Below are 13,256 nucleotides of genomic sequence, written 5' to 3'. Positions count from 1 at the left end.
AATTATTTAAAATAAATAAATTATCAATAAAAAAAACTGCATTTTATTAAATAACAATTATTACATTTGCTTGATTAATATAAATTAAATAATTATGAAGAAAATTTTACTATCCTGCTTTGTAGCAATTGGAATTTGCGCCAGCGCACAAACAACAGTGGTTTTTGAAGACAGCTTTGAAAGCTATACAGATTTTGCTATTTCTGATATTGGTAGCTGGACTTTAAAAGACATTGATCTTAAGACAACATATGGTATTACCTCTGGTGGATCCGCTGTTGTTTTCCCAAACTCAGGAGTTGCAAAATCTTATCAGGTTTTTAATGCTTCAGCTACTGTTCCTGCATCTGGGGTTGGATTCTCCGCCAGAACTGGTGACAAAAATCTTGTTTGCTTTAATGCAACTTCTTCCCCTTGGAATGACGACTGGTTGATTTCACCTAAAATCAGCATGGTTGCAACAGGAACTTCAGCAGTTAGTTTTTGGGCAAAATCCGCTAACTCTTCTTATGGTTTGGAGAAATTTCAGGTCTTCGTATCAACCACAGGGACTGATATAGCAAATTTCACAGCTATCTCTCCTGTTATAGTTACACCAGCAGATGTTACATATCATGAATACACTTATGATTTATCAACATATAAAGGACAACAAATCTATATTGCAATCCGATGTACTTCTGATGACCAATTTGCACTAAATATAGATGATTTTAAAGTAACAAATACTGCGCCTGCAACAACTGCTCCAAATTGCGCTACATTAACATCTCCAACAAACAGCAATACAGCAGTTCCTCCAGGCTCTACTACACTATCTTGGACAGCACCAACTACCGGAGGCACTGTAAGCAGTTACGATGTATATTTTGGAACAAGTCCAAACCCTACAACTTTACTTGCAACTGTTGCCGGAACATCCACTACTGCACCAACAGCCGTATCTACAACTTATTACTGGAGAGTAGTACCTAAAAATGATATCGGAAGCGCTACGGGATGTAATGAATTCAGTTTCACTACTGCCGCTGCTTCATATTGCACAACTGCCCCTAATTTAGTTTATGGTAATCTAACACCATCTACTTGTAACGGAACAACTGCTGTTACTAGAACAACTGCTTATGCAGGTGAATATTCAACAGTTAATGTTGTAGCGGGAAGAACCTATAAATTTGATATATTACTTAAAAATGGATATTATATCACAATTGCAACCGATAATACAACTCCTGTTGGATTAGCTTCTGGCACAAACTCAGTAACTTATACTGCAACTACAACAGGAGTATTAAGGTTCTACAGCCACACGAATTCCACATGTTCTGGAGCTACAGATTCTTCAACATCACACACAAGAAGTGTTATTTGCATGGGCACATTAGCAGTTTCTGATATTAACAAATCTGACATTTCTGTTTATCCAAATCCATTCGTAGATACACTTAAAATCTCTGATATAAAAGGTGTGAAATCTGTATCTATAAACGATGTATCTGGAAGAGAAGTTAAAATTCTTGCTCCATCAGCAGAACTTAACCTTTCTAACTTAAAAGCTGGTCTATACATTGTAAACCTTAAAATGGAAGACGGAAGCGTTAAAACTTTCAAAGCTATCAAAAAATAGTAGTAATCTATTTAATCTAAACCGTCTCAATAGAGGCGGTTTTTTTATATACCTATATAAATACTGAATTCCATAAATTATTTTAAAATAAATTGGATATTTATTAAATAATTGAAAATTATTATTAGATTTGCTATCGTTAAATAATTAATAATTATGAATAAATTTTTACTATCGTGCTTTATAGCATTTGGAATTGGGGCCAACGCTCAAATTACAGTCAATGAGAACTTTGAAGGAACCCTTCCTTCTACTTGGGCAGGGTCCGGAGGCTATACACCAGCAAGCTATAGTGGCATTTATACTAATGCTGGTTGTACTGGAACAGACAATGCTTATGGTGTATTACTTTTCACTACAACAGCAGCCTCCAAAACAGCAACGTTAACTTACACTAAGCCTGCCGCTATAACAGCAAATGGGAAACAAATAGACATCAAATTTGACTACCAGATAGATGATGCTCTCACAAATGGCAGCACTGGGGCTTTAACTGGAAATATTATTATTTCATATTCCACTGCGGCAACAGGAACTACCTTTACAACCCTTTCTACTATTCCATATAATGGAGCTACAGCATCTTGTCAAAACATTACAGCAACTATACCAGATGGGTTGATAACAGGAGATTTTAGGTTAAGAATTACAACTACTAGTACAAGTGCAAATAATAGTAATGGCAACTACGTATTTTTAGACAATGTATCTATAATACAACAGGTTACAGCTGTCCCTTCCTGTACAACACTGTCAAGTCCAGCCAATGCAGCTACTAATGTTCCTGTAAGATCAACATTAAGCTGGCCAAATGTAGCTAATGCACAAGCTTATATACTTAAAATAGGAACTGCAGCCGGAGCTTCTGATGTTTTATCAACAACATTAACAACTAATTCATATACTCCTACAGCAGCAACAGCTTTTCCTCAAAATACACTTCTTTATGTTAGTGTGACTCCAACAAATAGTTTAGGAAGTGCTACTGGCTGTACAGAAACAACTTTCACAACAGGAGCAAACACTTTCTCGCCTTATTGTGGACCATTGGTATCTACAGCTCCTACTCAAACAGCTCCAATCAAGTCTGTAACTTTCAATGGGATTACCAACACTTCTGATAATGCAGCTACAACTATTGGTACTTTCAGCCCACACGAAAGCTTTGTAAATACAGTTTTTGCTGTTAATAACAATGTTACTACAATACCTTTTACCATAGAGGGGATTGCTCTTGCTAATAACGGATGGGCTTCAACCATATATATTGATTGGAATAATGATGGCGATTTTGACGACGCAGGAGAATCATATTTTAATACAACCGAGACAATGAACAGAACAACGACTGTAAGCTCTTCAAATATTGCGACATTTACAGGCAACATTACTGTTCCATCTGGTGTTTCTGTTGGTCAAAAAAGGATGAGAATAAAGTACAATTTTTGTGGAACAGTTATTCATAATGCCCTGTCTACCCCTTGCTCGGACGTAGGTAACGGACAAGCCGAAGACTACACCATTGATTACAGACAATATCTGGCTGTAAATGACATTAATAAAGCTAGTATCTCTGTTTATCCTAACCCATTCACAGATGTTCTTAATATCTCTGATGTAAAAGGTGTTAAATCAGTTTCTGTAAATGATATCTCTGGTAGAGAAGTTAAATCTCTTGCTCCAGCAGCAGAACTTAACCTTTCTAGCCTCAAAACAGGTTTATATATCGTAAACCTTAAGATGGAAGACGGAAGCGTTAAAACTTTCAAAGCTATCAAAAAATAATTTAAAACCTAATTAAAATAAAAAGCCACCTCTTTTTGAGGTGGCTTTTTATTTTAATAACTTAAATCAACTTTAAGTGTTAATATGCTTCTTCAGATTAAAAAAAATTTTTATATTCGTATCAGTTTAAATAAATTTATAATATTATGAAAAAAATTCTATTCTCTTGCCTTTTGGCATCATCCTCATCACTGTTTTTTGGACAATTAGTTTATCAAGATAACTTTGAATCTTCTACAGTTGGAAATCTTGGAACAGACATTACCGGAACTACTCCTGGACAAGGAGGATGGTATACAACCGCGGCAACAACAGCATCCAACTCTGCTGCCAGTAATTTTCAAGTTCAAACTAATACAGCAGCACATGGAAACGTATTATCTATTCTCGGTTCTGCAAGTGCTACAGGTACCAAACAAATACAACAAAACAATAAACTGACATCCGTTTGGAGCACAAGAACATCAGGAAATGATATTCTTCAATACGAATTTGATATTTTCAGTGGTGCAACTAGCACTTCTCAAAATACAGGAAGAGTATATCTTGTAGATGGTGTAGCAAATAAATTTTTGATAGGTTTTGCCTTGAATATGGCTACCAAACAACATACGCTTATCGCTTATTCGGATCCAGCAGATATTAATGGGCAAACCGGCCAGGAAGTTGGTAACTGGGGTTACACTTTCAATGCAGCATTACAAGCAAATACTTGGTATAAAGTCGGATTAGCGTGGGATTCTGCGACAGGAGAGATTTCCTATAAAATCATCAATGAAGCAACTGGTGCGATTGTTATAGATGAATTTTATCAAGGTCAAGCAGCTGGTAGCAATCCAGATTTAGGAAATATACAGGTACAAGCAGTACCAAACACTACAGTAACAGCAAATTCAGTTGCAGCTAATATAATTTTTGATAACATTAAATTAAAAGCTACAAATACCGTTGATCTATTGGCAGTAAATGATGTGACGAGTACCAAAGCTACTTTCTCTATCTATCCTAATCCAACATCAGATTATTTGAAGTTTGATACTAAAGCAAAGATTGATGCTATTCAAATCTATGATATCTCTGGAAAATCTGTAAAAGCAACACTAACAGATAACCAAGTAGATGTTAGAAATTTACAAAATGGTGTTTACTTAATTAAAGTTACAACTGCAGAAGGTACTTCTTCTCAGAAATTCATCAAAAAGTAATTCTTTAGAATTATAAAATTCAAGTCCATTTCGTTAAACGAAATGGACTTTTTATGTCATTAAAAGTAAACCTGCAATTATTACTCAACAAGCTTACTATTCTATGAAGAAAGATTACATTCTTTTAATACAAATTATCTTTTTACATCAAACTTTGAAGTAACACTTTAGTCTTTTGAAAACTTAAAAATTAAATAAAAAAATACCCTATGAAAACATAGGGTATTTTTTTATAAGAAATATATTACCAGATTTTAATTCTTTCTTCTGGTTTCTTGTAAAGCTTATCGCCTTCTTTAACATCGAATGCTTTATAGAAAGCTTCCGTATTAACCAAAGGTCCAAAACTTCTGAAGAATCCTGGAGAGTGCGGATCTGTCTTAACTTGGTTAGTTAAATATTTATCTGTTGATAAAGTTCTCCAAACTGTTGCCCAGCTTAAGAAAAATCTCTGATCCGGCGTGTAGCCATCAATTTTGCCTGGATTTCCTTTATCTTTAAGATACATTTGCAATGCATCATAAGCGATATTAACACCACCTAAGTCTGCGATATTTTCCCCATTAGTAAAGGTTCCATTCACGTGAACATCTTTTGCAGGTTCATACTTGTCGTACTGAGCAGCTAAACTTTTTGTTGCTTTTTCGAAGTTAGTTTTATCCTCAGCAGTCCACCAATCCGTCAAATTTCCATCACCGTCAAACTGTGCACCACTATCATCAAAACCGTGTGTCATTTCGTGTCCGATAACCGCTCCGATTCCGCCAAAATTAACCGCAGCATCAGCATCTGGATTGAAGAAAGGCGGTTGAAGAATTGCAGCAGGGAAAACTATTTCGTTATTTACCGGGTTGTAGTAAGCATTCACCGTTTGTGGAGACATTCCCCACTCTGTTTTATCAACTGGTTTTCCTACTTTTTCTATTTCTTTGTCATAATGCCAGCTTTCTACATTCTTTAAATTTGAATATAAAGAACCGCCGTCTTTATCAGACTTCAGAACCAGTTTAGAATAGTCTTTCCATTTGTCCGGATAAGCAATCTTCACTGTAAATTTGTTTAATTTTTCAAGTGCTTTTTGCTTAGTTGTAGAAGACATCCAAGTCAAGCCATTGATATGAACACCGAAACTTTTCTTTAGATAATCTATATAAGTCAACATTTGAGCTTTAGCTTCTGGCGTGAAATATTTCTCAACATAAACTTTTCCGAATGCTTCTCCAAGAACACTGTTGATTAGAGATAAAGCTCTTTTGTTAAGTGCTCTTTGCTCTTGCTGACCTTGAAGATATTTGCTGTAGAAATCGAACTTCATATTGTCCAATTTCTGATTAAGATAACCTGCACTTCCAGAAGTCAAGTGAAATTTAAGATAATCCTTAATCAAAGGAATATTTTTCTCAGTTAAGAAAGTATCAAGATTTTTATAATAGTTAATCTCGCCAATGATTACTTTATCCGTTTTCACACCAACTTCAGCAAGATATTTTGGAAGATCAATATTTTTCACCAAAGTTTTAAGTTCTGGTAAAGTCTTAGGATTGTACTGAAGATTAGCATCACGGATTTGCTCATTCGTCAATAATGTCTTTGCCATTTTCTTTTCGAAATCAACAATTTGTCCGGCAGCAACATCTGCATTTTTATAACCAATTTCGGTTAAAACTTTAGCGACATATTTTTTATATTCAGCGATAGTTTCAGCATTCTTTGGAGATTCTTTTTGGTAATAATCTCTACCAAGACCAAATGATGCATCACCAAGGTAAACCGCATTCATTTTAGAATTCTTAAGATCGCCATCTACGCCCCAGCCATAAAAAGCATTATCACTTCTCTTAGTTGCTTCGGCAAGATATTTTTGTAAATCATTCAGATTCTTAATCGCATCAATTTTCGCTAAATCAGCTTTAATAGGATTAAGTCCATCAGCATTACGCTTGTTCATATCCATATAGGTTTCATAAAGCGCCTGAATTTTCTGACCTTCTGAGCCAGCTGCGAATTTTTCTTTCAAAATGTTATCCAACAATCCCAAAGAATTATTATCAGTCGTTTCTCTAAGTTGAGTAAAAGAACCCCAACTTGGTTTGTCTGCAGGAATTTTTGCAGTTTTCATCCAAGTTCCATTCACATAATTGTAGAAATCGTCTTGAGGACGCACAGATGTGTCCATATAATTAAGCTCCAGAGCAGCTTGTTTGGTTTGTGCAAAAGCAACATTAAATAATGAAGCCAACATCAATGCACTAAGAGAGATCTTTTTCATTTTTGATTGTAATATTTAGTTTTGATGAGTAGTTCATTTTTGCCATTTGTTACAAAAATTCGTAATTATTTTTGACATTAAACATCGCTAAGAAAACAATTACTTTATTGTTTAAATATCAGACAATTAAATCTTTAAACAAATCTCAAAATTTATCACTTTTATTTTTTTATTTAATTATGGAAAACTATAGGATTTTAGTATGCAGAATTATATTTTTACAATAAAAACATAATTTAATTTCTTTTCAAATGCATCATAATTTATTATTGATCCTCGCATTACTTTTCTCTGTTTTTATGATGGTAATGGTAGCAAAAAAAATGAAAATCGCTTATCCTATCTTTTTAGTTTTAGCAGGTTTAATCATTAGTCTTTTACCTGGGATTCCCGAGATAGAATTAGACCCAGAACTGGTTTTCCTGATTTTCTTACCACCATTATTATACGAAGCCGCTTGGTACACTTCCTGGAACGACTTCTGGAAATGGAAAAGACCAATCGCTTTACTAGCTTTTGGATTAGTATTCGCAACATCGTTAATTATCGCTTATCTTTCTCAGGCATTGATTCCGGGATTCACTTTAGCATTAGGTTTTTTACTAGGCGGAATCGTTTCTCCACCGGATGCTGTTGCGGCAACAACTGTTTTGAAAGGATTACCAGTTCCAAAAAGAATTATCAGCATTTTGGAAGGCGAAAGTCTTGTGAATGATGCTTCGTCTTTGATTGTATTTCGTTTTGCTTTGGCAGCTATTCTTACAGGAAGTTTTTCTATGCACGAGGCTACTGGACAATTCTTTTTAGTTGCTGGTATGGGAATTGTAGTTGGATTGATTGGAGCCGGAATAATGTATGTCATTCATCGTTACTTACCAACAACTTCAGCAATTGATGCGGCTTTGACGATTATGACGCCTTACATTTTGTATCTGGGTGCAGAGCAATTTCATTTTTCAGGCGTAATGGCCGTTGTAACTGGCGGACTTTTCATCTCGTACAGATCACACGAAATTTTCAAAAACGGAAATACACGCCTCAATATGTTAGGCGTTTGGACAACCGTGATTTTCGTGATGAATGCTATGGTTTTCATCTTAATCGGATTATCTCTTCCTTCAATCATCCGAGGATTAGAAGAAGCATCTTTAATCCAAGGAATCAAGTACGGTGTTATCATAAGTGCTGTAGTCATTGCTATCAGATTTTTATGGATTTATCCTGCTGCGTTTGTTCCAAGGTGGCTTTTCAAATCAGTAAGAAAAGAACAATCTCCCGGATGGAAAGGTCCGCTGGTAATTGGCTGGGCCGGGATGCGTGGTGTAGTATCATTAGCAACCGCTCTTTCCATTCCTTTTGTGATGGATGACGGAAGTCCTTTTCCTCACAGGAATTTAATTTTATTGATTACATTCATTGTTATTTTTATAACCTTAGTTGTACAAGGATTGACATTGCCTTTCATTGTGAGAAAACTGAATATGCCATCCATGGATGTCGTTCTTCCACAAGAACAGCAGGAAGCCCAAATTCAAATAAGACTAAACAGATTAGCTCTTAATCACATCCATTCACAATACGGAGATATGATTGGTAAAAGTAATCTTCTAAAAAACTATCACGCCCAGATTTCTATCGAAACAGAAAACACCGAGAATCAATTAGACCTTTTGGAATGTAATAACTGTACAACTCAGGAGATTGATAAATTTGCTGAAATTTTAAAAGAAATCTACGCAAAACAAAGAATTGATATTTTCCAGATGAGACGCGAAAAGTATTATGATGATGAGGAAATCCGTAAAGCAGAATTACAACTCGATCTCAATGATTTGAAATTAAATCCAAACTTTCATTAATAAAAAGCTCTTCCAAATTGGGAGAGTTTTTTGTTTAATTGTCTTAAAGTACAATATTATTCTGAGGAAGAATCGGCGCTGGCAAATCTTTTTCGTCCAACATATCTCTCATATCAATTTCAATCGTTCGGCTTATTTGCGTAATGGGAATATCATTGGCACTTCCCTCAAAAGGATTCACAGAACTTTCTCCAACTGTGTCCAAGGTATGAAAAGCCCAATTTATCATTGCAGAAAAAGGAATATTAAACCAAATTGTAAAGCCTTCCAAAAAAGTTCCGTCGCCTAATTTATCCATTTCTTTCAAAAGTCCAAAAGGTGCGAGAACCACAAAAATAAAAAGTAAATATGTAGTAATTGAGGCAAAATTCCTTGGATAAGGAAAATTTTTAATTCGCTCTGCTTTTCCTTGATTATCCGTGAATTTTATAATCGATTGTTGTAAAAGCGTCCATTGGAAATCATTAATTTTTCCTTCCGATTTAAGTTTAGCAAAATCTTCAGACTGCAAAGCTGTCAATTGTGTTGCCTTGTTCTTTTTGGAAAGAATATATAGATGTTCTTCAGGCGACAAGAAAGATTTCAATTCATCAGAAAGATTAGAGTTAAGTTCAGGAATTTCGTATCTGCCTTTTCTGAAATTAGAATTACCATCATTATCGACATTTTCCCAAGATCTTGGTTCTCTTAATTGGAATCTCAAAGCTGTCAGCCAGGCAAAATGACGGTAAAAAATCTTTTTAACTACATCAGATTCTTTCCCTCCCAAAGCATCCCGAACAGAATAAGCAAAGCTTCTACTATCATTAATAATCGCTCCATAAATCTGTCTTGCTTCCCAAATACGGTTATAACTTGCATTATTCTTAAATCCTACAATAAAAGCCACCGCAGTAGCAATAATAGCAATAGGTTGCCAAGGTAATGCTAAAAATTTCCATCCGAAGTAATATAAAACCGTAGCAATAGATGAGATAATGAACAGACAAAAAGTAGCTTGCTTAGTCCATTTGAAGAACTCTATAGGCGAATATCGTTTTCCTGTATGCATTTGTATTTTTTGATAAAAATATTAATTTTTTCTGATGAATAAAAACACCTAGATATTGAAAAACAAAAATTAATACTCTCATTGAATAAGTTTATTATGATCTAGAAAAGAATATCATTTCATCTTTTATCATTTAAAATCTTCAGTTTTTATTCAATCCAGACTTCTTTATTTTTAAAGTCAATTGTAAAAATATATTTACTGATAGCATCAAAATTCAGAACGCCATCATAAATAATATCTCGTATAAAAGATTTTATTTTTAGATTTTTGCTGCCAATTGCAAACATTGATTCTGGATTATTTTCATAATTGTCTTTTTGATTTTCCTTTTTGATTTGCCAAACTTCAGCACTTTCATTTGATAGAAGAAATGGTCCACTATTGCCAGAATCGAAAAGAAACCAGTAGAGTTTGTTTTGTTTTGATATTCCTATAAATATATTTAATTCTGCACCCTCCAAACCGTTAGCAAATCTTGTGGGTAAAAGTGATTTTCTTTTTATCGCCTTCTTTGCAGACGTTTTATCTTCAATTATTAGAATATTCTTCGAAAGTTCAACGGTTAAGATTGTGTTGATAAAAGATTTGAGTGAGATTACGCCATCAACTTTCGGAAAGTCTTTAGGCAAAATACTCATCAAATCCCAAATCCCAACAGTCGGGTGGAAAATTTTTGTATTACCCATTGAAAGTGTAATATCATCAGCTTTTTGAGCTTTAATTATTTCTCCACTCATCCTAAATCCTGTTGTACTTCCATAGATTTCTTTCTTAATTGTTTTCGCAATTTCTGGAGAAATAATTGTTTCGGAACCTCCTGTGTCGAACAGAAAATTGTATTTTTTTCCTTCAATGAAAACATCGACTGTTTTCATATTTTCAATATAAGGCTTAAGCTTGATGGTATCCTGAGCAAATATCTGAATCACATTGCATAAAAATAGTAAACTGTATAGTACCTTATTTAATCTCATCATTTTTTTAGTTTTTGTAATTTATTTTCAGATTAGTTATTGTCAGATTTCAACCAATTTATAAGTGCATCCATTCCCACCAAATTATTTTCAGCCAATAACTCTGTGGCTTTTTGAAGTTGCCTGTTTTGTAATTGGAGAATAATATTTTCATGTTGATTGCCAGATTTTTCAACCGTTGTATTCATCGCCATATAAGCGTATTCATACCGTTGGGATTGGCGGTGTAAGGTTTTTATCATTTTTAGAAGTCTTTGATTTTTACAATTTGAAATGAGTAATAAATGCCAGCTTTCGTCTAATTCAACTATTTCTTTTGGAGATGTAGAATTGATAATTCTTCGATTAATTTCAGTTAGTTCCTCCAAAGCATTTTTATCCGGAACTCCTGATAATTCTAAGGCGAACGATTCTAATTTTGCTCTTAGAGGATAAATTTCATAAATATCAGCTTCTGAAAATTGAGCCAACCGATATCCTTTTCTAGGTTCAGAAACTACAATTCCTTCCCATTCCAATTGCTGAAGAGCCTCTCTTAGAGGTGTTCGACTAATGTTGAGTAATTCTGCCAATTGTATTTCCCGCATCGGTTCGTTAGGCAATATTTTGCCTTCAATGATTAATTGCCACAGTGCTTTTATGATTTGACTTTTCAGTGATTCTTGTGTTATCATATTTTAAATTGTATATTTGCATATTGTATACAATATACAAATATAATAAAATCTATGTAGAATAGTAACACAGTCATATGATTACTTTTATATGTCATTTGAAATATTCATAACAATAATCAGATTAATATTTAATATCACAATTGCAATGTATTTGACAACAAAATTTTTCTATTAATGATCAAAAAATAAAAATTATTATGAAAACCAAAATCGCATTATTATTTCTTGTACTTTCTAACTATCTTTTTTCTCAAACCATTAATTCTGAAAAATTAAACAACTACTTAAGTTATATTGAAAAAAATAATTTGGGAATCGGCAGTTTGTCCATCTTTAAAAATGGCAAAGAAGTATATGCAAAGAATTTTGGACAAAAAAACATACCTGATTTAATTTATAACAAGGAAACAAGATATCAGATTGGCTCTGTTACTAAGATGATTACTGCTACTTTGATTTTTAAACTAATTGAAGAAGGCAAGTTAAGTCTGAATGATAAACTTTCTGAATTTTATCCAGACATTCCTAATTCTGATAAGATAACAGTTAAAAATTTATTAGAACACACCAGCGGATTAGGCAGCTATGTTGTGAAAAATGGAGAAGTATGGGTGACTGAGAAAGTAGGTGACAAACAGATTATGGATCTGATTATCCAACAGGGAAAAAGTTTTGAGCCTGGTGAAAAAGTCGCTTATTCCAATTCTGCTTATTATCTATTGACAAAAATTCTTGAAGAAAAACATAAAAAACCCTTTCAAAGAATACTTAATAAAGAGATCATAAAACCTCTCAAATTAAAAAATTTAACTTCTTTTAAACCTGATCAAAAAAATGTATTTCTACCATATCGTTATGATAATCATTCTTGGAATATCTTAAAAAAAGACATCGATTTTCTAAATGTAATTGGTGTGGGTGATATCTCAGCAACTTCTTATGATTTAAATATTTTTATCAATAATTTATTCCACAATAATATTCTTAAAAAAGAATCTCTTGAACTAATGGAACCTGTTTTAGGAAAAGAAAATTGGGGAAGAGGAGTCGCAGTGTGGGATTTTGATGGCATTATATTTTACGGACACGGCGGTGACACTCTGGGTTCTCATGCGATTCTCATCTATAATAAGGAGGCAAATATATCCATCGCTTACAATACTAATGGTGAAAGAATCAAAAAGGAGGATTTTATAAAAAACATTGTTTATTTACTTTATAACAAAGAGTTTACACTTCCGGAAATTAAATAAATAATAAATCTCAATAGTCGTAAGAACCCAATAGAATATTTCCATACGTCAGATCTTTAAAAACCTGAATTATTAATTAAGCAGTTTCCTTGGTATAAACAATCGTTAAAAATACTGCACATATTTACTTAATACTATGTATAAAGATGAATATAAAGTTGGTTAAATATATTGAAAGTGATTTTGATCTTTTCAAGACAATTGTAAGTGACGATGAGACAATGAAATACATAGCTGGAAGTGGTTGGACAAAAATTCCACAAAGTAATCAATCAAGAAAATGGATTTATAGGAAATTGCTCACTACAACGCTACAAATATGATCATGAAATTCTTGAAATAGGAAATGTACTAAAAAGGGAATTTCGGAGAATTGGATATGGATCTGCAATATGTCAAGAAATACTCGTGCTTCGATTGAATTTTTATGCTAAAAACCCCTCCTTCGTTAAGTCTTAAGACGGTAGCTGTAACTGTACAAAGAACCGACAAAAACACAAACGAGCCTCCCACCAACCTAAAATTGAGCCTCTCACAAATCAGTTCCATCGCT

General features: G+C 33.7%; 9 protein-coding genes. 5 read left to right on the top strand and 4 right to left on the bottom strand.

Going from position 1 to position 13,256, the window contains the following annotated elements; all coding sequences use genetic code 11:
• Positions 1-94: 94 nt before the first annotated feature.
• From BUR19_RS00575 to BUR19_RS00565, 3 genes are all read left to right on the top strand, one after another.
• On the top strand, positions 95-1,627 hold the full coding sequence (locus BUR19_RS00575; RefSeq protein ID WP_074232996.1) for a T9SS-dependent choice-of-anchor J family protein: 1,533 nt from the start codon (positions 95-97) through the stop codon (positions 1,625-1,627).
• Between the two features lie 156 nt (positions 1,628-1,783).
• Positions 1,784-3,412, top strand: coding sequence for a T9SS type A sorting domain-containing protein (locus BUR19_RS00570; protein ID WP_074232995.1), 1,629 nt, complete (start codon positions 1,784-1,786; stop codon positions 3,410-3,412).
• Positions 3,413-3,558: 146 nt separating this feature from the next.
• The gene (locus BUR19_RS00565) at positions 3,559-4,617 is read left to right on the top strand and encodes a T9SS type A sorting domain-containing protein (protein ID WP_074232994.1); all 1,059 of its coding nucleotides are present in this window, start codon (positions 3,559-3,561) and stop codon (positions 4,615-4,617) included.
• A 244-nt stretch (positions 4,618-4,861) separates the two neighbouring features.
• Here BUR19_RS00565 and BUR19_RS00560 read toward each other — a convergent pair whose 3' ends face one another.
• Positions 4,862-6,886 carry a M13 family metallopeptidase gene (locus tag BUR19_RS00560; protein WP_074232993.1) on the bottom strand — a complete coding sequence of 675 codons (2,025 nt, stop codon included), beginning with the start codon at positions 6,884-6,886 and terminating at the stop codon, positions 4,862-4,864.
• Positions 6,887-7,137: 251 nt separating this feature from the next.
• On the opposite strand from BUR19_RS00560, the gene BUR19_RS00555 reads away from it, so the two are divergent.
• Positions 7,138-8,745: a Na+/H+ antiporter gene (locus BUR19_RS00555; RefSeq protein WP_074232992.1), complete on the top strand. Its 1,608-nt coding sequence runs from the start codon at positions 7,138-7,140 to the stop codon at positions 8,743-8,745.
• Positions 8,746-8,788: 43 nt separating this feature from the next.
• On the opposite strand, the gene BUR19_RS00550 is transcribed toward BUR19_RS00555, so the two are convergent.
• From BUR19_RS00550 to BUR19_RS00540, 3 genes are all read right to left on the bottom strand, one after another.
• Complete coding sequence (locus BUR19_RS00550) at positions 8,789-9,796, bottom strand: bestrophin family protein (RefSeq protein WP_074232991.1); 1,008 nt, start codon at positions 9,794-9,796, stop codon at positions 8,789-8,791.
• 149 nt (positions 9,797-9,945) lie between these two features.
• Positions 9,946-10,776 carry a retropepsin-like aspartic protease gene (locus BUR19_RS00545; RefSeq protein WP_083600614.1) on the bottom strand — a complete coding sequence of 277 codons (831 nt, stop codon included), beginning with the start codon at positions 10,774-10,776 and terminating at the stop codon, positions 9,946-9,948.
• 29 nt (positions 10,777-10,805) lie between these two features.
• On the bottom strand, positions 10,806-11,447 hold the full coding sequence (locus BUR19_RS00540; protein ID WP_074232989.1) for a GntR family transcriptional regulator: 642 nt from the start codon (positions 11,445-11,447) through the stop codon (positions 10,806-10,808).
• A gap of 200 nt (positions 11,448-11,647) precedes the next feature.
• Between BUR19_RS00540 and BUR19_RS00535 the strand changes: the two genes are divergently transcribed.
• Complete coding sequence (locus tag BUR19_RS00535) at positions 11,648-12,703, top strand: serine hydrolase domain-containing protein (protein WP_074232988.1); 1,056 nt, start codon at positions 11,648-11,650, stop codon at positions 12,701-12,703.
• The last annotated feature ends 553 nt before the right edge of the window (positions 12,704-13,256 follow it).

The organism is Epilithonimonas zeae (assembly GCF_900141765.1).
Taxonomy (GTDB): Bacteria; Bacteroidota; Bacteroidia; order Flavobacteriales; family Weeksellaceae; genus Epilithonimonas; species Epilithonimonas zeae.
The sequence above is the reverse complement of the archived record's forward strand: the minus strand, read 5'-3'. Positions and strand labels throughout refer to the sequence as shown.